Below are 21,443 nucleotides of genomic sequence, written 5' to 3'. Positions count from 1 at the left end.
GACCGATGCACCCCGGTTGCTCAGTCCCCGGCGACGATGCCCTCGCGGCGGGGATCGGCTCCGCCCAGCCACACCCGCTGGCCGCGCTGCGTGCCCCGCATCAGGGCCTGCAGGCCGCTGGTCATGTCCGCTTCCTCCACCGTGTGGCCGCGCTGGCGCAGGGCCTCCACGGTGGCGGGCGCAAACCGTTTCTGTTCCAGCAGCAAGGGCCCACCGGTGGTGCCGAAGTTGGGCAGGTTGATCGCGTCCTGCGGCGACAGGCCCCATTGCAGCGTGCCGTGCAGGGTCTTGGCGGTGAAGTGGATGATGAGCGCGCCGCCCGGGCTGCCCGCGCTCATCAGCAGCTCGCCGCTGGCCTTGTCGAACACCAGGGTGGGCGACATCGAGGAGCGCGGCCGCTTGCCCGGTTCGACGCGGTTGGCGATGGCTTGGCCCTGGGCGTTGCGGGGAGCGAAGCTGAAGTCGGTGAGCTCGTTGTTGAGCAGGAAACCACCCGGGCGGCTCGGATCGGTGGTGACCATGAGGCGCGAGCCGAAGACGGCCTCGATGGTGGTGGTCATGGCCAGCGCATTGCCGTAGGCGTCCACGATGCTGATGTGGCTGGTGCCGTACTCGGGCTGCTCGGGCATGGGCGCCCAGCCCACCTGCACGCCGCCCGGCACGCCGGCGGGCGCCTGCGGCATGCGGGCGTTCGGGCTGATGAGGCGGGCGCGCTCGTCCAGGTAGCGCGCATCGAGCAAGCTGCTCCAGCGGCCACCAGGGGCGGCGACGAAATCCGGGTCGGCCACGTACTGCGCGCGGTCGGCGAACGCCAGGCGCGAGGCCTCGGTGTAGCTGTGCAGCCAGTCGGCCGAGGGCAGGGCGGTGCCCATCGCGGGTTTCACCAGCGGCTCCTGGGCCTGCGGCGTGCGCGCGAGCAGACCGAGGATCTGGCCGACCGCGATGGCGCCCGAGCTGGGTGGCGGGAAGCCGCAGACGCGCAAGGCGCGCTGCGCGGCCGTGTGGTCGTGGCACAGGGCTTCGCGCTCGCGCGGCTGGTAGCGCTGGAGGTCTTCGAGGCTGAGGCTGCCGGGTCGCACCGGGTGCTGCCGCACCTTGTTGACGATGGCCTGGGCCACCGGGCCTTCGTGCAGGGCGATCGGGCCCTGGGCCGCGATGTTCCTGAGCACCTGCGCGAGTTCGGGGTTGCGCAGCACATGGCCCACCGGGTGCGGCTGGCCGTCGGGCCGGTAGAAGTAGGCGGCCGCGACCGGGTCGTTCTTCAGCGCGGTCTCGGCCAGCAGCAGGGTGTGCAGCCGGGGGCTGACGGCGAAGCCCTGGTCGGCCAGCGCGATGGCGGGCTCGAACAGGCGCGCCCAGGGCAGCTTGCCGTGTTGGCGGTGGGCCTGCGCGAGCATCGCCACCGCGCCGGGGGTGCCCACCGAGCGGCCGCTGGCCACGGCCACCATGAAGGGCAGGGGCTTGCCCTGTTCGTCGAGGAAGAGTTGCTCGTTGGCCCCGGCGGGCGCGGTCTCGCGGCCATCGAAGGCCTGGACGCGGCGCCCGTCGTGGTGCAGCAGGAAGGCACCGCCGCCGATGCCGCTGGACTGCGGCTCCACCAGCGTGAGCACCATCTGCACGGCGATGGCCGCGTCCACCGCGCTGCCGCCGGCGCGCAGGATGCGCGCGCCGGCCTCGGTGGCCAGCGGGTTGGCCGCCGCCACGGCCTGGCGCGGGAAGGCCCAGCCCGGTTTGACCGTGAGGCCCGAGGCACCCTCGGGCTGCTGGATGGAAGAGGAGGAAGGGGTGGTGGGTGTGCCGCAGGCGCTGAGCAGGCTCAGCGAGGCGATCAGGCAGGCAAGGCGTGTCATGGCAATGGCTCCTTGAAGATCGTTGTCGAGACGGCCACCGTATCCCAGAAACGCGGATGGACCGCCTTGGCGGTCCATGGAGGCGTAAGAAACCGTTTCGGGATTACTTCGGTGCCAGGCGGATCGCGCCATCCAGGCGGATCACCTCGCCGTTGAGCATGTCGTTCTCGAAGATGTGTTTGGCCAGCTTGGCGTAGTCCTCCGGGGTGCCCAGGCGGCTCGGGAAGGGCACGCCGGCGGCCAGCGCGTCCTGCACTTCCTTGGGCATGCCGAAGAGCATGGGTGTGCCGAAGATGCCGGGGGCGATGGTCATGTTGCGGACGCCGTTGCGCGCCAGGTCGCGCGCGATCGGCAGCGTCATGCCGACGATGCCGCCCTTGGACGCCGCGTAGGCCGCCTGGCCGATCTGGCCGTCGTAGGCCGCCACGCTGGCGGTGGAGATCATCACGCCGCGCTCGCCGGTGGCCTCGGGCTCGTTCTTGCACATGGCCTCGGCGGCCAGGCGGATCATGTTGAAGCTGCCCACCAGGTTGACCATGATGGTCTTGGTGTAAACGCCCAGGTTGTGCGCACCGTTCTTGCCCACGGTCTTCTCGGCCGGGGCGATGCCGGCACAGTTCACCAGGCCCATGAGCTTGCCCAGGGACAGGGCCTTGGCCACCACCGCCTGGCCGTCGGCCTCGTTGCTCACGTCGCACTTCACGAACGCGCCGCCAATCTCCTTGGCCACGGCTTCGCCCTTGTCGGCCTGCATGTCGGCGATCACGACCTTGCCGCCGTTGGCCGCCAGCATGCGCGCCGTGCCTTCGCCCAGCCCCGATGCGCCGCCGGTGACGATGAATACCTTGCCTTGAATGTCCATGGGTGTGCTCCTGTGTGATGAGAGGGGATGTGACGTTGACGTAAACGTCAATTCGACCCGGATTATGCGACATGCCCGTGTCACGCCCTTGTCACGCGGGTGCCCTAGTCTGGGCACTTTGTTTCCATCATGGAGCCCACATGTTTGACAGCCAGGACGAGCTGATGCGCCGCATCCACACCGACCTCATGGACGGTTACGACGAAGAGCTGGAGATGGAGCTCGAGGACCGCGTGCTGGACCAGGCCCTGGACGCCGATGAAGAGGCCAAACACAAGGAAGCGCGCCGCACCTACTTCCGCGAGCTGTTCCGGCTGCAGGCCGAACTCGTGAAGCTGCAGGACTGGGTGGTGGCCACCGGGCACAAGGTGGTGATCGTGTTCGAGGGCCGCGACGCGGCCGGCAAGGGCGGGGCGATCAAGCGCATCACCCAGCGCCTGAACCCGCGCGTGTGCCGCGTGGCCGCGCTGCCCGCGCCCAACGACCGCGAGCGCACGCAGTGGTACTTCCAGCGCTACGCCGCGCACCTGCCCGCCGCGGGCGAGATGGTGCTGTTCGACCGCAGCTGGTACAACCGCGCGGGCGTGGAGCGCGTCATGGGCTTCTGCAGCGACGAGCAATACGAAGAGTTCTTCCGCTCGGTGCCCGAGTTCGAGAAGATGCTGGTGCGCTCGGGCATCCAGCTCATCAAATACTGGTTCTCGATCTCGGACGAAGAACAGCACCTGCGCTTCCTGGGCCGCATCCACGACCCGCTCAAGCAGTGGAAGCTCAGCCCCATGGACCTGGAGAGCCGCCGCCGCTGGGAGCTCTACACCCAGGCCAAGGAAGTGATGCTGGAACGCACCCACATCCCCGAATCGCCCTGGTGGGTGGTGCAGGCCGACGACAAGAAAAAGGCCCGCCTCAACTGCATCCACCACCTGCTGCGGCAGATGCCCTACGGCGAAGTGGAGCGCGCCACCATCACGCTGCCCGACCGCGTGCGCCACGAAGGCTACCGGCGCCACCAGGTGCCCGGCGAGATCTACGTTCCTCAGGTGTACTGACCGCCACAAAAAAGAAAAAGCCCCCATGCATTCACACGGGGGCTTTTTTCTTTAGCCGAAGCGCCTCAAGTCCAGAACATCGCGGATCCGGCTTCGCCGGTCCGCAGATGTTGCCCCCTTGAGGGGGTCGCGCGAAGCGCGGCGGGGGTGTTCTTACTTATAGCCCACGCGGTCCAGCATTTGCTGCACCTTGGTCATGTTCTTCGCCACCACGCCCAGCGGCACGGTCTCGGCCTTGAAGCTGTCGCCGCCCATGGCCTTGATGGCCGGGTTGTCGACCTTCAGGCCCTTGACGGTGGGGAACTCGTTGTTGCCGTTGGCGAAGTAGTCCTGGGCGTAGGGGCTGGACAGGAACTCCATGAAGGTGATCGCGTTGTCGCGGTTCTTGGCGTGCTTGGCCACGCCCGCACCGGCGATGTTCACGTGGGTGCCGCTGGTGGCCTGGTTGGGGAACATGACCTTCACCTTGCTCATCACGGCCTTGTCTTCCGCCTTGTCGGACTTGATCAGGCGCGCCACGTAGTAGGTGTTGGTCAAGGCCACGCCGCATTCGCCCGAGGCCACGCCCTTGATCTGGTCGGTGTCACCGCCCTTGGGCGCACGCGCCATGTTGTCCACCACGCCCTTGAGCCAGGCTTCGCCCTTCTGGTCGCCCAGGTGTTCGACGATGGTGGAGAACAGCGAGAGGTTGTAGGGGTGCGAGCCCGAGCGCGTGCAGACCAGGCCCTTGAGCTTGGGGTCGGCGAGCTGTTCGTAGGTGGCCACGTCTTCGGCCTTCACGCGGGCCGGGTCGTACACGATCACGCGGGCGCGGGTGGAAAAGCCGGTCCAGGTCACGCCGTCGGCGGTGGCGCTGGCGCGCAGGTTGGCGGGAATGGCGGCGTCGAGCTTGGCCGACTTGATCGGCTGGAACAGGCCCTGGGTGTCGGCCACGGCCAGGCGGGCGGCGTCCACCAGCATGATCACATCGGCGGGGGAGGCCGCGCCCTCGGCGCGCAGGCGGGCGATGATGCCGGCGTCGTCCGCGTCCACGCGGTTGATCTTGATGCCGGTGGTCTTGGTGAAGGTCTCGTACATGGCCTCGTCGGTCTGGTAGTGACGGGCGGAATACAGGTTGAGCACCTTGTCCTGGGCCTGGATCTGGGTATGGGCGCCCAGCGCGGCGGCCATGGCGATGGCCATCATGGCGAGTTTGGGAAGTCGGGTCATGACGCGGTCCTTGGAGGTGGTTTGAAACGGAGCAGAGGAGGGGGACGCCCCGTCGATCGGATCGGTGGGCGAGGGGATAATTCCGCCGAGCATGCTAGCACGAACGAGAATGGTTCTTATCAAAAACTTACGCCCCAACTTGCCGCGAACCGCCTGGATTCTGGCCGCCGTCCTGCTGATCGCGGGCTGCTCCAGCGGTCCACGCCGGCTGCCGGAGACCCCCCCGGTTGCCACCGTTCCCCCAACCCCTGAGGTACCCACGCGCGCGCCCCGCCTGGGGCTGGCGCTCGGTGGTGGCGCCGCGCGCGGGTTCGCCCATGTGGGCGTCATCCAGGTGCTGGAGCAGAACGGCATCCGCCCCGATCTGGTGGTGGGCACCTCCGCCGGCAGCATGGTGGCCGCGATGTACGCCAGCGGCAAGACCGCCGCCGAGCTGGAGGCCACGGCCCTCAGCATGGAAGAGGCCACCTTGACCGACTGGTCCCTGCCCATCATGGGCCGGGGCATGCTGCGCGGCGAGGCGCTCACGCGCTACGTGCGCCAAGCCGTGGGCGGCAAGCTGCTGGAGAACATGTCCATTCCCCTGGGTGTGCTGGCCACCGACCTGGCGACCGGGCAGGGCGTGCTGTTCCGCCGGGGCGACGCGGCTCAGGCCGTGCGCGCCTCCAGCGCCGTGCCGGGCGTGTTCGCACCGGTGAACATCACCGGGCGCGACTATGTGGACGGCGGCCTGGTGGCGCCGGTGCCGGTGCGCTACGCCCGCGACATGGGCGCCGAGGTGGTGCTGGCGGTGGACATCTCGAGCGCGCCCGAGGGCAATTCGGCGGTCGGCAGCGTGCAGGTGCTGCTGCAGACCTTCGCCATCATGGGGCAAAGCATCAACCGCCACGAACTGGCGGGGGCCGACGTGGTGCTGCGCCCCGCGCTGGTGGGCGTGGGCAGCGCGGACTTCACGGCGCGGCTGCGCGCCATCGAAGCGGGCCGGGCCGCGATGCAGGCGGCCTTGCCGCAGCTGCGCACCCAGCTGGCCCGGCGCCTGCCGGCCAACCGGCCATAAAAAAAGCCCTCACCTTGCAGTGAGGGCTTAAGGGGTCCGATGAAATCGAATTTCGAAAAGGACCCGAGGAGACAACCAGAAAAACAGACTTGAGATTCAAGCGCTGCCTTTGAGGGGTAGCGCGCCGTGACTTGATACTAGAGGGGCCTTTTTGACGTGTGTCAAGCGGGCCGATCAACGGCACGATCGCGGTGCTGTGCTGCTTAGCGCTTCTTGGCGGCCGTCTTGGTCGCGTTCACGGCCGAGGCGGTCACGGTGTTGAAGTTGGCTTCGGCCATTTCGGTGGCTTGCTTGACGGCCTTCTGGACCGATTCCATGGCGTTGTTGGCGGCGGAAACGGCGCTCTTCATCACGGCCACGGCGGTTTCGGAACCGGCGGGAGCGTTCTTGGCGGCGTTGTCCACGACAGCCAGGAACTTCTTCTGGGTGTCGCTGGCTTGGGCTTCAGCGGCCTTGCCGAACTCGGCGCCGGTGCCGGCGGCGATGTCGTACAGGTGGCGGCTGTAGGCCACGGTCTTCTCGGCCAGGGGCTGCATCAGGTTGGCTTGCAGGGACAGCAGTTCCTGCGCGTCCTTCACGCTCAGCAGGGCCTGGGCGCTGTTGGCGGATTCGGACAGGGCAGCCTTGGTGGCTTGCACGTTCAGATCGACCAGCTTTTCCACGCCTTCGAAGGCTTTCTGGGTCAGGCCGAAAAGGGTCTCGATGTTGGCTTTCTGGGCGGCAACGATTTGTTCAGCGGTCAACATATTCATACTCCTAAACTTTGTAAAACAAGGGCTTAGTTGAAGGCTGCTGAGAACACCGCGCTGTCGGGACGCTGTTGTTTTCGTTCGCTTTGCTGCACTGCAACATGACTCGAATTATAGGGAGATGCCGCGGACGTGCAAGCTCTTTTTGTTGCGCCGCAGCATTCTAGATGCGGTGTTCTAAAAGTCGGTGGTGGCACTGCGGCATCGTCCTGCGCCCACAATGGCCCGGCCCGACCGAATCCCTCGCCCCGATCTCCCTTCCGTGCACGCCTACTACGCCGACCACTTTGTCCTGCCGCTGCCCAGCGGGCACCGCTTTCCCATGGGGAAATACGCGCGCCTGCGCGAGCGGCTGGTGGCCGAGCTGCCCGAGGTGCAGATGCTCGAGGCCTTGCCCGCGAGCCGCGGCGAGCTGGCCCTGGTGCACACCCCGGCGTACATCGAGGCCGTGGCCAGCGGCACGCTGAGCCCGGCGGCGCAGCGCGAGATCGGTTTTCCCTGGAGCCCGGCCATGGCCGAACGGGCGCGCCGCTCGGTGGGCGCCACCCTGCAGGCCTGCCGCAGCGCCCTGGGCGGTGCCGGGCTGGCCGCGAACCTGGCCGGCGGCACGCACCACGCCTATGCCGACAAGGGCAGTGGCTTCTGCGTGTTCAACGACTTCGCCGTGGCGGCCCGCCTGATGCAGGCCGAGCACGCGCGGCTGAACCGCGCCCGGGGACCGCTGCGGGTCGCGATCATCGACCTCGACGTGCACCAGGGCAATGGCACGGCGTCCATCTTCGCCAACGACGCGTCGGTGTTCACACTGTCGCTGCACGGCGCGAGGAATTTCCCCTTCCGCAAGGAGCCCAGCGACCTCGACGTCGAGCTGCCCGATGGCTGCGACGACGATACCTACAGGGACGCGCTGGAGCGGGCGCTGGGTGAGCTGGAGCGCCGCTTCGACCCGGGCCTGGTGCTGTACCTGGCGGGAGCGGACCCGCACGAGGGCGACCGGCTCGGGCGCCTCAAGCTCAGCTTCGATGGCCTGGAGGCGCGCGACCGCCGGGTGATGGACTGGGCCTGGCAGAAGCGCCTGCCGCTGGCCATCGCCATGGGCGGTGGCTACGGCCACGACCTGGAGGCCACGGTGCAGGTGCAGGTCAACACCTACCGCACCGCGCTGCAGTACCGGCAGCGCTGGCGCGGCTGGGCGGCGGCGGTTGCCGGATCAACCCACTGGCACAATGCCCCGGCATGAGCACCGCCAGCAGCCCACCTCCGCGTCCGCAGGCCTTGCCCCGCAGCGCCTACCGGGTGTTCCGGCCCATCGGCACACGCTGGAGCGACAACGACATCTATGGCCATGTGAACAACGTGGTGTACTACAGTTGGTTCGACACGGCGGTCAATGCGCACCTGATCGAGCAGGGCGCGCTCGACATCCATGGCGGCGAGGTGATCGGCCTGGTGATCGAGACCCAGTGCAACTACTTCGCGCCGCTGGCGTTTCCCCAGACCGTGTGGGCCGGCCTGCGCGTGGCGCACCTGGGCAGTTCCAGCGTGCGCTACGAAGTGGGCCTGTTCGCCGACGGTGAAGAGACCGCCGCGGCCTGCGGGCACTTCGTCCACGTGTACGTGAACCGCGAAACCCGCCGCCCCGTGCCGCTGCCCGACATCCTCAAGAAGACTTTGGAGACCCTGCGATGAGCCAGAACCCCGCGTCGCCCCTGATCGATGCCGCCAGCGTCGATGCCGCGATCAACAGCCGCATGTCCACCCGGGCCTTCCTGCCCGACCCGGTGCCGCGCGAGACCATCGAGCACCTGCTGCGGCTGGCCAGCCGCTCGCCTTCGGGCACCAACACCCAGCCCTGGAAGGTGTACGTGCTGCAGGGCGCCAGCCGCGACAGCCTGGTGGAGAAGGTCTGCGCCGCGCACGACGCGCTGCGCGCCGATCCGGCGCTGGCCGCCGAGTACCGCGAGGAGTACGACTACTACCCCGAGAAATGGGTCAGCCCCTACATCGACCGCCGCCGCGAGAACGGTTGGGGCCTGTACGGCCTGCTCGGCATCACCAAAGGCGACAAGGACAAGATGCACGCGCAGCACCAGCGCAATTTCCGCCTGTTCGACGCCCCGGTGGGCCTCATGTTCACGGTGGACCGCATCATGGGCCGGGGCTCGCTGGTGGACTACGGCATGTTCCTGCAGACGCTCATGATCGCCGCGCGCGGCCACGGCCTGCACACCTGCCCGCAGGCCGCCTGGAACGGCTTCGCGAAGATCATCCTGCCGCACATCGGTGCCGGCGACAACGAAATGCTGGTGTGTGGCATGGCCCTGGGCTACGCCGACCCCAGCCACCTGGTCAACGGCTTCCACACACCGCGCGAGCCGGTCGAGAGCTTCACCCACTGGCTGGAATAATCGCCGGTTCCACTTTTCATTCCAAAGGACACAACATGATCACCACCCCCAGCGGCCTGCAGTACGAAGACACCGTGGTCGGCAACGGCGAAGTGGCCCAGGCCGGCCGTCCCGTGCAAGTGCACTACACCGGCTGGCTCTACAACGATGGCGTGCAGGGCTCCAAGTTCGATTCGAGCAAGGACCGCGGCCAGCCGTTCGAATTCCCGCTCGGCGCCGGCCACGTCATCAAGGGCTGGGACGAGGGCGTGCAGGGCATGGCCGTGGGCGGCACGCGCCGCTTGGTCATTCCGGCCGCGCTCGGCTACGGCGCGCGCGGTGCCGGCGGCGTGATCCCGCCCAACGCCACGCTGCTGTTCGAAGTGGACCTGCTGGCCGTCTGACGGCATGCCGGCGCTCTGATGGGCGCCCTACCGCGCCCAGCGAAGGCGCTTCGGAGACAACATGACATCACCCACCCTGCGCCGGTTGTGCCTGGCGGCCACCCTGCTGCCCGGCCTGGCCCGGGCAGCAGATCTCGACGGCAGCCAGCTGTCCGTGTGGTGGGGCGTGCCGTTCGCGGGCGTCCTGCTCTCCATTGCCCTGATGCCCCTGCTGGCACCGGCTTTCTGGCACCACCACTTCGGCAAGGTGTCGGCCGCCTGGGCGCTGGCCTTTCTCGTGCCGTTCGCGATCGTGGCGGGTCCGGGCCTGGCAGGGACCAGCGTCGTGCACGCGCTGCTGGCCGAGTACATCCCGTTCATCGTGCTGCTGACCGCGCTGTTCACGGTGGCCGGCGGCATTTTCGTGCGGGGCAACCTGCATGGCAGCCCGGGCCTGAACACCGGCCTGCTGGCCATCGGCGCGGTGCTCGCCAGCTTCATGGGCACCACCGGCGCGTCGATGCTGCTGATCCGCCCGCTGATCCGCGCCAACGACAACCGCAAGCACCAGGTGCACGTGGTGGTGTTCTTCATCTTCATCGTCTCCAATGCGGGCGGCTCGCTCACGCCGCTGGGCGACCCGCCCCTGTTCCTGGGCTTCCTCAAGGGCATCGATTTCTTCTGGACCATGGCTCACCTGTGGATGGAAACCGTGGCGCTCATCGGCGCGCTGCTGGTGATCTTCTACGCCATCGACTGGTGGTACTACCACCGCCGCGAAGAGCTCCAGCCGCAGGACCCCACGCCCGACACCGCGCGCCTGGGTTTCGACGGCGGCTTCAACTTCGCGCTGCTGGGTGTGGTCGTGGCGCTCGTGCTCATGAGCGGCCTGTGGAAGTCGCCCGTGGTGTTCCACATCGCGGGCACCGACGTCGGCCTGCCGGGCCTGTTGCGCGACATCGGGCTGATCGTGGTCACGCTCATCTCGCTCAAGCTCACACCGTCCAGCGTGCACGAGAGCAACCAGTTCGCCTGGGGGCCGATGCAGGAGGTGGCCAAGCTGTTCGCCGCGATCTTCCTCACCATCATCCCGGTGATCGCCATGCTCAAGGCCGGTGTCGACGGCCCGTTCGGCGCGGTGGTCAGGGCCGTGACGAATGCGGACGGCTCGCCCAACCCGGCCATGTACTTCTGGGCCACCGGCGCCCTGAGTTCCTTCCTCGACAACGCACCCACCTACCTGGTGTTCTTCAACACGGCCGGCGGCGATCCGCAGGCGCTGATGACCACCATGGCGCCCACGCTGGTGGCCATCTCCGCCGGTGCCGTGTTCATGGGCGCCAACACCTACATCGGCAACGCGCCCAACCTGATGGTCAAGGCGATCGCCGAAGACCGCGGCATCCGCATGCCCAGCTTTTTCGGTTACATGCTCTGGTCGGTCGGCATCCTGGTGCCGCTGTTCGCGCTGATGACCTGGATCTGGTTTGTCTGACCCCTTGAAGGAACCTCCCGCCATGACCTCCCGCCCCGCCATCTTCGTTGCCCGCCAAGTCTTCCCCGAGGTGGTGGACAAGCTGCGGCAGCACTTCGATGTGGACACCAATGAGGACGACGCACCGCTGGCGCCGGCCCAGCTGATCGAGCGCCTGCAGGGCAAGGTGGGCGTGATCACCACCGGCAGCGAGCGCGTGGACGCGGCCCTGATCGCGGCCTGCCCGCAACTCAGGATCGTGGCCAACATCGCCGTGGGCTACAACAACTTCGACCTGCCGGCCATCACCGCCGCGGGCGTGCTGGCGAGCAACACGCCCGACGTGCTGACCGAAACCACCGCCGACTTCGGCTTCGCGCTGCTGCTGGCCACGGCCCGCCGCCTCACCGAGAGCGAGCATTTCCTGCGCGCCGGCCAGTGGAACCGCTGGGCGCTGGACATGTTCGCGGGCGCCGAAGTGCATGGCAGCACGCTGGGCATCCTCGGCATGGGCCGCATCGGCCAGGCCATCGCGCGGCGCGGCGCGCACGGCTTCGGCATGAAGGTGATCTACCACAACCGTTCGCGGCTCGACGCGGCGACGGAAGCCGAATGCAAGGCCAGCTACGTGAGCAAGGAAGAGCTGCTCAAGACGGCCGACCACCTCATCCTCGTGCTGCCCTATAGCGCCTCGTCGCACCACGCCATCGGCGCGGCCGAGATCGCGCAGATGAAGCCCACGGCGACGCTGGTCAACATCGCGCGCGGCGGCATCGTGGACGACGCGGCGCTGGCCGTGGCGCTGCGCGAGAAGCGCATCGCCGCCGCCGGGCTGGATGTGTACGAGGGCGAGCCCAAGGTGCACCCCGACCTGCTCACCGTGCCCAACATCGTGCTCACGCCGCACATCGCCAGCGCCACCATCACCACCCGCAAGGCGATGGCCCACCTGGCGGCCGACAACGTCATCGCCTACCTCACGCAGGGCAAGACCCTCACGCCGCTCAACCCGGAAGTGGCGGGCCAGCGTTGAACGACACGATGAGCAACGACCTGCTTCTCTGGCTGCTGCTGATCGGGGTGGCGCTCAACCTCGCGCTCGGCCTGTGGCTGCTGCTGCGCCGTGCGCCGGTGGATGCCCAGGAGCTCGCGCACCGAGAGCGCCTGCTCGACCAGGTGCAGCAGCAAGGGCAGCAGGTGGGCCAGCGCGTGGAGCGGGTGGAAAGCGAACTGCGGCGCGAGATCAGCGAGCAGTCGCGTGGCGGGCGCCAGGAAATGCAGCAGACCCTGGCCACCTTCCAGGAAACGCTGTCGCGCCAGGAGGCCGAGGCCACGCGCACGCAGAACGCCCAGCTCGACGCCTTCGCCCTGCAACTCGTGCAGTTGCGCGGCACGCTGGGCGACACGCTCACGCGCCAGCTGCAGGACATGAGCGAAGGCAACGCGCGGCGCCTGGCCGAGATCCGCACCACGCTGGACGCGCAGCTCGCGCAACTGCAGCAGAACAACGCCGCCAAGCTCGATGAGATGCGCGCCACGGTCGATGAGAAACTGCAGAGCACGCTGCAGGCGCGTCTGGGCGAGAGCTTCAAGCAGGTGGCCGACCGCCTGGAGCAGGTGCACAAGGGCCTGGGCGAAATGCAGACGCTGGCGCAGGGCGTGGGCGACCTCAAGCACCTGCTGACCAACGTGAAGACGCGCGGCATGTTCGGCGAAGCCCAGCTGGCCGCGTTGCTCGAACAGGTGTTCGCGCCCGACCAGTACGCCGTGCAGGTGATGACCAAGCCGGGCAGCCGCTTCACGGTGGACTTCGCGATCAAGATGCCCGGCCGCAGCGAAGATGGCGCGCCTTGCTGGCTGCCCATCGACGCCAAATTCCCCAACGAGGACTACGAGCGCCTGCTCGATGCGCAGCAGCGCGCCGACGTCGAAGGCGCCGACCTGGCCGCGCGTGGGCTGGAGCAGCGCATCCGGCTCGAAGCGAAGTCCATGGCCGACAAGTACCTGCAGCCGCCGCACACGACCGACTTCGCCATTCTGTTCCTGCCCACCGAAGGCCTGTACGCCGAGGTGTTGCGCCGACCGGGGCTGATGGAAGTGCTGCAGCGCGAGCACCGCGTGACCCTGGCCGGGCCCACCACGCTCATGGCCATGCTCAACTCGCTGCAGATGGGCTTTCGCACGCTGGCGCTGGAAAAGCGCTCCAGCGAAGTCTGGCAGGTGCTGGGCGCGGTCAAGACCGAGTTCGGCAAGTTCGGCGACGTGCTCGCGCGCGTGAAGAGCCAGACGCAGACCGTGCTCAACACGCTGGACAGTGCCGAGACGCGCAGCCGCGCCATGGGCCGCGCGCTCAAGGCGGTGGAAGCCCTGCCGCAGGACCAGGCCAGCGCGCTGCTGCCGCTGGACCCCACCGACAACGGAGACGCTTGAACCCCCAGCTCCGATCCGTCCTCTGGCGCCTCATCGCGGCGCAGATCTGCCTGCATGCCTGCATGACAGGGTTTCGCATGGCCGCGCCGCTCATGGCGCTGCGCGAGGGCTACAGCCCGGCCGCGGTGGGCATGCTGCTGGCCCTGTTCGCGCTGGCGCCCGTCTTCATGGCCTTGCCCGCCGGCCGCTACGCCGACCGGCGTGGCCTGCGCAAACCGGTGATGCTTTCGGTGGCCGTGGCCTCGGCCGGCGCGGCGCTGGCGGTGGCCTTTCCGGTGTTCCCGGTGCTGTGCCTGACCGCGCTGACCTGCGGCGCGGCCACGGGCATGGCCATGATCGCGCTGCAGCGCCACGTGGGCCGCCTCGCGCACGGCCCGACCGAGCTCAAGCAGGTGTTCAGCTGGATGGCCATCGGCCCTTCGATCTCCAACTTCCTCGGGCCCTTCGCCGCGGGCGTGATGATCGACAGCTTCGGTTTTCGCGCCGCCTTTCTGCTGCTCGCGTTGCTGCCCTCGCTGGCCTGGTATGGCGTGCGGCACACCGTCGAGCACGAGCCGGTGGCGCCCGAGCTGCGCCAGGCCAGCGGCTCGTCGTGGAACCTGTTGAAGGACAAGGGCTTTCGCCAGCTGATGATGATCAACTGGATGCTGTCGTCCTGCTGGGACGTGCACACCTTCCTGGTGCCGGTGCTGGGCCACGAGCGCGGCCTGAGCGCGACCGTGATCGGCACCATCCTCGGCGCTTTCGCCCTGGCCGCCACCGCGATCCGCCTGCTCCTGCCCTGGCTGGCCTCGCACCTGCGCGAGTCGGTGGTGATCGGCACGGCCATGCTGGCCACCGCGCTGCTGTTCGCGGCCTATCCCATGGTGCACGCGGCCTGGGCCATGGGCACGCTCTCGGTGCTGCTGGGTTTCGCGCTCGGGTCGGTGCAACCCATGATCATGAGTTCGCTGCACCAGATGACGCCGCACCACCGCCACGGCGAGGCGCTGGGCCTGCGCGCCATGGCCATCAATGGGTCCAGCGTGGTGATGCCGCTGATGTTCGGCTCGGCCGGCGCCCTGATCGGGGTGGGCGCGGTGTTCTGGCTCGTGGGCGCGGTGGTCGGCCTGGGTTCGCCGCTGGCCTGGCGCCTGCCGGCGCCTTCGGCCGAGGCGCCTCAGCGCATGCCTTAGGCGGGTGCGAGCTTGCGCGGAGCGGCCGCGCGTTGCGGGGCCCGCGCGGCGGGTTGGGTGAAGCCCAGCCCGGCGAGGTACACGTCCATCGTGTCGCGCCCGCTCTTCACGAGATCGAAAGCCTCGGGGTCGAGCAGCCAGTTCTGGATCAACCCGTCGATGATCACGTGCAGGCCGAGCGCGGCGGTGCCCAGCGGGATGTGCAGCTGGATGCCTTCGCGCTGCACCGCCTGCTGCAGGATCTCTTCGGTCATGGCCATGCATTCGTTGCGCACCTGCAGATGGCGGTCGCGCACCGCCTGCATCTCGGCCACGTACTCCACCTTGTGCGTGGCGACCTCAAACACCCGGCGGGTCTGTTCGTCGTTGGCGGTCTGCTGGAGCGCGTTCATGATCGAGTCGCGCAGGGAGAGCAGGGGGTTGGCGGTGGTGTCCGCCGTGCGCGCGGTGCAGGCCAGCGTGCCCTCCAGGGGCATGGTCACGCGCTCCATCATGGCGTTGAACAAGTCGGCCTTGTCCTTGAAGTGCCAGTAGATCGCGCCGCGCGTGGTGCCGGCGGCGGTGGCAATGTCGTTGAGCGAGGTGCGGGAGACGCCTCGCTCCTGAAACAAATGCTCGGCAGCATCCAGCAGGCTGTGGCGGGTGGCCAGCGCATCGGCTTTGGTGCGTCGAACCATGGTGTGTGTGTCTCCAGAATGGAAGCCCGTGGGGATGGTTAGGACTATACATACATTCTTGTATGTATGTATACTTCGCCGTTTTGCGACAGCACAACCCGTCAGGGTATTCCCTGCCGTTGCGCGCCATCCCTCTTTCATACCCAAGGACTCCCATGCCCGCCTTGAGCCTTATCAAGTCAGTGCCCCTTTTTCGCACCCGGTTCGCCCCCTTGCCCCCGGCCCCGTTGTGGCGTGGCTTGTCCGTCCTCGCGTTGGCCGCGGTGCTGGCCGCCTGCGGCGAATCCGCTCCCCCGCAGGCTGCCGCCCCGGGTGGTGGCATGCCGGCCCCCGAAGTGGGCGTGGTCACGGTCGCCCCCGGCGACGTGGGCCTGACGACCGAACTGCCAGGCCGCCTGGAAGCGTCGCGCGTGGCGCAGGTGCGGGCCCGCGCGGCCGGCATCCTGCAGGAGCGCCTGTTCCGCGAGGGCAGCGACGTGAAGGCAGGCCAGCCCCTGTTCCGCATCGATCCCGCGCCGTACTCGGCCGCCCTGCAAAGCGCCCAGGCCAGCCTGGCGCGCTCGCAGGCCAACCTCACGCAGGCCACGGCGCTGGCCGAGCGCTACGCTCCGCTGGTGAAGGAAAACGCCATCAGCCAGCAGGAATACGCCTCGGCCGTCGCGTCCCAGAAGCAGGCCGAGGCCGACGTCGCGGCCGGCAAGGCGGCCGTGCAGACCGCCAACATCAACCTGGGCTATGCCCGTGTGACGGCGCCCATTTCGGGCCGCATCGGCCGCGCGCTGGTGACCGAAGGTGCGCTGGTCGGGCAGGGCGAGGCCACGCAGCTGGCGGTGATCCAGCAGATCAACCCCATGTACGTGAACTTCACGCAGTCCGCCGCCGAGGTCTTCAAACTGCGCAAGGCCATGGACAACGGCCAGCTCAAGGGCGCGGGCTCGCAAGCCGCTGCCGTGCAGGTGGTACTGGAAGACGGCACCGTGTACGAACAACCCGGCCGCCTGCTGTTCGCCGACCTGACGGTGGACAGCGCCACCGGCCAGGTGACGCTGCGCGCCGAAGTGCCCAACCCCAAGGGCACGCTGCTGCCGGGCCTGTACGTGCGCGTGCGCCTGGAGCAGGCCAAGGCCGGCAATGCGATCACGCTGCCGCAACAGGCGGTGACGCGCTCGGCTCAAGGCGACACCGTCTCGGTGGTTGGCGCCGACGGCAAGATCGCTCCTCGCCAGGTCAAGGTGGGCGGGCAGCAGAACGGCCAGTGGGTCATCCTCGACGGCGTGAAGGCCGGCGAGCAGATCATGGTCGACGGCTTCCAGAAGCTCCAGATGATGCCGCCTGGCACGCCCGTGAAGGCCGTGCCCTGGCAGGCGCCCGGCAGTGCACCGGCCGCCCCGGCGGCCCCGGCGCCCGAGGCCGCGAAGTAAGGAGCGCCCGACATGGCGAAATTCTTCATTGACCGACCCATCTTCGCGTGGGTGATCGCGCTCTTCATCATGGTGATCGGCGGCGTGTCGATCACGCAGCTGCCGATCGCGCAGTACCCGCCGGTGGCCCCGCCGGCCATCGTCATCAACACCGCCTACCCCGGTGCCTCGGCCGCCACGCTGGAAGACAGCGTGCTGTCGGTGATCGAGCGCGAGATGAACGGCGCGCCCGGCCTGATCTACATGGAATCGGTCGCGCAGGCCGATGGCAGCGGCAGCATCACGCTGAGCTTCGAGACCGGCACCGACCCGGAACTGGCGCAGGTGGACGTGCAGAACCGCTTGTCCCGGGCCACGCCGCGCCTGCCGGCGGCGGTGACGCAGCAGGGTGTGCGGGTGGACAAGTCCAACAGCAACTTCCTGCTGTTCGCCATGCTCTCGAGCGACGATCCGGCGCTGGACCCCGTGGCGCTGGGCGACTATGCCGCGCGCAGCGTGGTGCCCGAGCTGCAGCGCCTGCCCGGTGTGGGCCAGGCCCAGCTGTTCGGTTCCGAGCGCGCCATGCGCATCTGGATCGACCCGGCCAAGCTGCTCGGCTTCAATCTGAGCGCGTCCGACGTCAACAACGCCATCCGCGCGCAGAACGCGCAGGTCTCGGCTGGTGAGATCGGTGCGCTGCCCAACGTGGCCGGCCAGAGCATCGCGGCCACCGTGGTGGTCAACGGCCAGCTTGGCAGCGTCGAGCAGTTCGGCAACATCGTGCTGCGCGCCAGCGCCGACGGCGCCACCGTGCGCCTCAAGGACGTGGCCCGCATCGAACTCGGCGGCCAGGCCTACGCCACGTCGGCGCGCCTGAGCGGCAAGCCCGCGGTCGGTGTCGGTGTGCAGCTCTCGCCCAGCGGCAACGCCCTGGCCACGGCCGAGGCGGTGCGCACCAAGATGCACGAACTCGAGCGCTTCTTCCCCACCGGCATGAAATGGTCGATCCCCTACGACAGCTCGCGCTTCGTGAAGATCTCCATCACGCAGGTGGCCCAGACCCTGGGCGAAGCCATGCTGCTGGTGTTCCTGGTGATGTTCCTGTTCCTGCAGAACATCCGCTACACCATCATCCCGACCATCGTCGTGCCGGTGGCCCTGCTGGGCACGTTCGGCGCCTTGCTGGCCATGGGCTTCTCCATCAACGTGCTGACCATGTTCGGCATGGTGCTGGTGATCGGCATCGTGGTGGACGACGCCATCGTGGTGGTGGAGAACGTCGAGCGCATCATGAGCGAGGAGGGGCTGCCGCCCCTGCAGGCAACCCGCAAGGCGATGTCGCAGATCTCCGGCGCCATCGTCGGTGTGACCGTGGTGCTGATCTCGGTGTTCGTGCCGCTGGCGTTCTTCGCTGGCTCGGTGGGCAACATCTACCGCCAGTTCTCGGCGGTGATGGGCGTGTCGATCGCGTTCTCGGCCTTCCTGGCCCTGTCGCTCACGCCCGCGCTGTGCGCGACCCTGCTCAAGCCGGTCGAGGCCGGCCACCACCACGAGAAGACGGGCTTCTTCGGCTGGTTCAACCGCGGCTTCTCTCGCACCGCCAAACGCTACGAACGTGGCGTGGCCGCGCTGCTGCCGCGCGCCGGTCGCACGCTGATCATCTACGTGGCCATCATCGCCGCCGCCGCCGTGGTCTACATGCGCCTGCCGACGTCGTTCCTGCCCAATGAAGACCAGGGCACGCTGCTGGTGAACGTGCAGCTGCCGCCGGGCGCCACGCAGGAGCGCACGCTGGATGTGATGAAGCAGGTGGAAGGTTTCATCCTGCAGCAGCCCGAGGTGGAAAGCATGGTCGGCGTGCTGGGCTTCAGCTTCTCCGGTCAGGGGCAGAACGCGGCGCTGGCCTTCGTGACGCTCAAGGACTGGGCCGAGCGCACCGCGCCCGGCAGTTCGGCCGAGGCGGTGGCCGGGCGGGCCTTCGGCGCGCTCTCGAGCATCCGCGACGCGTTCATCTACCCGCTGAGCCCGCCACCCATTCCCGAACTGGGGGCCTCGTCCGGCTTCAGCTTCCGTCTGCAGGACCGGGGCGGTCTGGGCCGCGACGCGCTGATGAGCGCGCGCAACCAGCTGCTGGGCATGGCCTCGCAGAGCAAGGTGATCACCCAGGTGCGCCCGGACGGCCTGGAAGACGCGCCGCAGCTGCAGATCGACATCGACCGCGACAAGGCCAACGCCCTGGGCGTGGGCTTCGACGTGATCAATGCCGCCATCGGCACCTCGCTCGGTTCGAGCTACGTCAACGACTTCCCCAACGCCGGCCGCCTGCAGCGCGTGGTGGTGCAGGCCGACGCGCCCGCCCGCATGCAACCGGAAGACCTGCTGCGCCTGAACGTGGTGAACAACAAGGGCCAGGCGGTGCCGCTGTCGGCCTTCGCCACCACGAAATGGATCACCGGCCCGATGCAGACGGTGCGCTACAACGGCTACCCATCCGTGCGCATCAGCGGCAGCGCCGCCCCCGGCATGAGCACGGGTGCGGCCATCGCCGAGATGGAGAAGCTCGCGGCCCAGTTGCCGCAAGGCATCGGCTACGAGTGGACCGGCCAGACGCGCGAGGAAAAGCTCGCCGGCTCGCAGGCGGTCATCCTGTACGCCTTCGCCATCCTGGCCGTGTTCCTCTGCCTGGCCGCGCTGTACGAGAGCTGGACCATTCCGCTGTCGGTGATTCTGGTGGTGCCGCTGGGCGTGCTCGGGGTGCTGCTGGCGACGTTGATGCGCGACTACTCGAACGACGTGTACTTTCAGGTGGGGCTGATCACCATCATCGGCCTCTCGGCGAAGAACGCGATTCTGATCATCGAGTTCGCCAAGGACCTGCAGGCGCAGGGCAAGAGCGTGATCGCGGCGGCGCTGGAAGCGGCCCACATCCGGTTCCGCCCCATCATCATGACCTCGATGGCCTTCACGCTCGGTGTGCTGCCGCTGGCGATCGCCTCGGGCGCCGGCTCGGCCAGCCAGCGCGCCATCGGCACCGGCGTGATCGGCGGCATGATCACCGGCACCGTGCTGGCGGTGATCTTCGTGCCGATCTTCTTTGTGGTGGTTCGCACCCTGTTCAAGGGCAGCGAACGCCAGCACCAGCGGGATGCCGAACAAGCGGCCGCCCACCATGGCCCAGGAGTGCAAATCGATGTTTAAGAATGCCCACCCCCGCGCCGCCTTCGGCGGCACCCCCTTCAGGGGGCGCACCGTGCGGCCTGGCGAAGCCAGTTCCGCCGATGCCCTGGATGTTTCGCCTCGGCGCTTGTCGCGCCTCGGCTTGACGTTGTTGGCCGTTGCCGCGATGTCGGCTTGTTCGTTCATTCCGAAGTACGAGCGTCCTGAGGCGCCGGTGGCCTCGCAGTTTCCTGGCCCGCAGCCCGCGGCGGCGACCGATGCCAAGTCGGGCGCTGACGTCGCCTGGCGCGAGTTCATCGGTGACGCCAAGCTGCGCGAGCTGATCGCGCTGGCGCTGAAGAACAACCGCGACCTGCGCGTGGCCACGCTCAACATCGAGCAGGTGCGCGCGCAGTACCAGATCCGCCGCGCCGACCAGTTCCCGACCATCGGCCTGGCCGCCACCGGCAACCGCCAGCCCGACGGCAATGGTGGCATCACCAGCGTCTACAGCGTGGGCCTGGCCCTGAGCAGCTGGGAGATCGATTTCTTCGGCCGCCTTGGTGCGTTGAAGGAAGCGGCCCTGGCCCAGTACCTCGCGAGCCAGGAAGCGCGCCACGCCGCGCAGACCAGCCTGGTGGCGGCTGTCGCCAGCACCTGGCTGAGCCTGCAGGCCAACGACGAGCTGCTGGTGCTGACCGAGCGCACCGTGGCCACGCGCGAGGACTCGCTGCGCCTGAGCAAGCTGCGCTTCGACAACGGCGCCACCTCCGCGCTGGACCTGCGCCAGGCCGAGTCGCTGACCGCCGCGGCCCAGTCCGCGCTGGCGCAGCAGCGCCGCCTGCGCGCGCTGGACATCAACGCCCTCACGCTGCTGGTGGGCCAGGCGCCGCCGGCCGAACTGCTGCCCGTGCCGCCGACCGTGCCCGCGCAGAGCGCCAATGCCAACGAGGTGGTCGTGCCGACCGCGCCCGTGCCTGCCGCGTCCATGCTGCGCGACGTGCCGGCCGGCCTGCCGTCGGACCTGCTCACGCGCCGCCCGGACATCCGCCAGGCCGAGCAGCAGCTGATCGCCGCCAACGCCAACATCGGCGCCGCGCGCGCCGCGTTCTTCCCGCGCATCTCGCTCACCGCGACGGCGGGCACGGCCAGCAGCAGCCTCTCGGGCCTGTTCAAAGACGGCTCCTGGGGCTTCACGATGGCGCCGCAGGCCTTGCTGCCGATCTTCGATGCGGGGCGCAACCGCGCCAATCTGGACTCGTCCAACGCCGGGCGCGACATCGCGGTGGCCCAGTACGAAAAGGCGATCCAGACCGCGTTCCGCGAAGTGGCCGATGCGCTGGCCGGCAGTGCGACGCTGGGCGACCAGCTCAGCGCGCAGCAGGTGCAGGCCACGGCCGAAGCCGAACGTTTCCGCCTGGCCGAGCTGCGCTACCGCAATGGCGTGGCGAGCTTCCTGGACGTGCTGGACGCACAGCGCTCGCTGTTCGCCACGCAGCAGGCGCTGGCGCAGACGCGCCTGGCACAACAGCAGAACCAGGTGAACCTGTACAAGGCCCTGGGCGGCGGCTGGCAGCAGGAGTGA

At 68.4% G+C, this 21,443-nt stretch carries 18 protein-coding genes; 13 read left to right on the top strand and 5 right to left on the bottom strand.

Annotated elements, in window-relative coordinates; all coding sequences use genetic code 11:
- Positions 1–20 precede the first annotated feature (20 nt).
- Complete coding sequence (locus AC1Q9M_RS10570; RefSeq protein ID WP_382326395.1) at positions 21–1,850, bottom strand: gamma-glutamyltransferase family protein; 1,830 nt, start codon at positions 1,848–1,850, stop codon at positions 21–23.
- Positions 1,851–1,953: 103 nt separating this feature from the next.
- The gene (locus AC1Q9M_RS10565; protein ID WP_382156785.1) at positions 1,954–2,712 is read right to left on the bottom strand and encodes a 3-hydroxyacyl-CoA dehydrogenase; all 759 of its coding nucleotides are present in this window, start codon (positions 2,710–2,712) and stop codon (positions 1,954–1,956) included.
- Positions 2,713–2,852: 140 nt separating this feature from the next.
- On the opposite strand from AC1Q9M_RS10565, the gene ppk2 reads away from it, so the two are divergent.
- Positions 2,853–3,761, top strand: a complete 909-nt coding sequence (gene ppk2 / locus AC1Q9M_RS10560) for a polyphosphate kinase 2 (protein ID WP_382156787.1) — start codon at positions 2,853–2,855, stop codon at positions 3,759–3,761.
- A 153-nt stretch (positions 3,762–3,914) separates the two neighbouring features.
- Here the strand turns inward: ppk2 and AC1Q9M_RS10555 are convergent, their stop codons facing one another.
- Positions 3,915–4,970: an extracellular solute-binding protein gene (locus AC1Q9M_RS10555; RefSeq protein ID WP_382156789.1), complete on the bottom strand. Its 1,056-nt coding sequence runs from the start codon at positions 4,968–4,970 to the stop codon at positions 3,915–3,917.
- Positions 4,971–5,109: 139 nt separating this feature from the next.
- Here AC1Q9M_RS10555 and AC1Q9M_RS10550 point away from each other — a divergent pair, with 139 nt between their 5' ends.
- A complete protein-coding gene (locus AC1Q9M_RS10550; protein WP_382326397.1) occupies positions 5,110–6,027 on the top strand; it encodes a patatin-like phospholipase family protein in 918 nt (305 codons plus the stop codon).
- A 203-nt stretch (positions 6,028–6,230) separates the two neighbouring features.
- On the opposite strand, the gene AC1Q9M_RS10545 is transcribed toward AC1Q9M_RS10550, so the two are convergent.
- Entirely contained in the window at positions 6,231–6,773 is a 543-nt protein-coding gene (locus tag AC1Q9M_RS10545; protein WP_204733310.1) for a phasin family protein, read from the bottom strand.
- 265 nt (positions 6,774–7,038) lie between these two features.
- Here AC1Q9M_RS10545 and AC1Q9M_RS10540 point away from each other — a divergent pair, with 265 nt between their 5' ends.
- From AC1Q9M_RS10540 to AC1Q9M_RS10505, 8 genes are all read left to right on the top strand, one after another.
- Positions 7,039–8,016 carry a histone deacetylase family protein gene (locus AC1Q9M_RS10540; RefSeq protein ID WP_382320569.1) on the top strand — a complete coding sequence of 326 codons (978 nt, stop codon included), beginning with the start codon at positions 7,039–7,041 and terminating at the stop codon, positions 8,014–8,016.
- Positions 8,013–8,465, top strand: a complete 453-nt coding sequence (locus tag AC1Q9M_RS10535) for an acyl-CoA thioesterase (protein WP_291116178.1) — start codon at positions 8,013–8,015, stop codon at positions 8,463–8,465. Before AC1Q9M_RS10540 ends, AC1Q9M_RS10535 begins: the two co-directional genes overlap by 4 nt.
- A complete protein-coding gene (locus AC1Q9M_RS10530; protein WP_382320567.1) occupies positions 8,462–9,184 on the top strand; it encodes a nitroreductase in 723 nt (240 codons plus the stop codon). Before AC1Q9M_RS10535 ends, AC1Q9M_RS10530 begins: the two co-directional genes overlap by 4 nt.
- Before the next feature lie 35 nt (positions 9,185–9,219).
- Complete coding sequence (locus AC1Q9M_RS10525) at positions 9,220–9,567, top strand: FKBP-type peptidyl-prolyl cis-trans isomerase (RefSeq protein WP_066271574.1); 348 nt, start codon at positions 9,220–9,222, stop codon at positions 9,565–9,567.
- A gap of 61 nt (positions 9,568–9,628) precedes the next feature.
- Positions 9,629–11,041: a sodium:proton antiporter gene (locus AC1Q9M_RS10520; RefSeq protein WP_382320565.1), complete on the top strand. Its 1,413-nt coding sequence runs from the start codon at positions 9,629–9,631 to the stop codon at positions 11,039–11,041.
- Between the two features lie 22 nt (positions 11,042–11,063).
- Positions 11,064–12,053 (top strand): 2-hydroxyacid dehydrogenase, encoded by a 990-nt coding sequence (locus AC1Q9M_RS10515; RefSeq protein ID WP_382156802.1) that lies wholly within the window; start codon positions 11,064–11,066, stop codon positions 12,051–12,053.
- Positions 12,054–12,061: 8 nt separating this feature from the next.
- Positions 12,062–13,450, top strand: coding sequence for a DNA recombination protein RmuC (locus AC1Q9M_RS10510; protein WP_382156804.1), 1,389 nt, complete (start codon positions 12,062–12,064; stop codon positions 13,448–13,450).
- A 62-nt stretch (positions 13,451–13,512) separates the two neighbouring features.
- Positions 13,513–14,625: an MFS transporter gene (locus AC1Q9M_RS10505; protein ID WP_382325649.1), complete on the top strand. Its 1,113-nt coding sequence runs from the start codon at positions 13,513–13,515 to the stop codon at positions 14,623–14,625.
- On the opposite strand, the gene AC1Q9M_RS10500 is transcribed toward AC1Q9M_RS10505, so the two are convergent.
- Positions 14,622–15,302 (bottom strand): TetR family transcriptional regulator, encoded by a 681-nt coding sequence (locus AC1Q9M_RS10500; RefSeq protein WP_382156806.1) that lies wholly within the window; start codon positions 15,300–15,302, stop codon positions 14,622–14,624. The two genes, AC1Q9M_RS10505 and AC1Q9M_RS10500, sit on opposite strands and share 4 nt — an antisense overlap.
- A gap of 155 nt (positions 15,303–15,457) precedes the next feature.
- On the opposite strand from AC1Q9M_RS10500, the gene AC1Q9M_RS10495 reads away from it, so the two are divergent.
- The 3 genes from AC1Q9M_RS10495 to AC1Q9M_RS10485 all read left to right on the top strand — a co-directional run bounded on the left by AC1Q9M_RS10495 (position 15,458) and on the right by AC1Q9M_RS10485 (position 21,443).
- On the top strand, positions 15,458–16,723 hold the full coding sequence (locus AC1Q9M_RS10495; RefSeq protein ID WP_492433671.1) for an efflux RND transporter periplasmic adaptor subunit: 1,266 nt from the start codon (positions 15,458–15,460) through the stop codon (positions 16,721–16,723).
- Positions 16,724–16,735: 12 nt separating this feature from the next.
- On the top strand, positions 16,736–19,900 hold the full coding sequence (locus tag AC1Q9M_RS10490; protein WP_444686885.1) for an efflux RND transporter permease subunit: 3,165 nt from the start codon (positions 16,736–16,738) through the stop codon (positions 19,898–19,900).
- A gap of 145 nt (positions 19,901–20,045) precedes the next feature.
- On the top strand, positions 20,046–21,443 hold the full coding sequence (locus AC1Q9M_RS10485) for an efflux transporter outer membrane subunit (protein ID WP_492434011.1): 1,398 nt from the start codon (positions 20,046–20,048) through the stop codon (positions 21,441–21,443).

The sequence above is a fragment of the Hydrogenophaga sp. GW823-FHT04C09 genome, assembly GCF_058796355.1.
The sequence above is the reverse complement of the archived record's forward strand: the minus strand, read 5'-3'. Positions and strand labels throughout refer to the sequence as shown.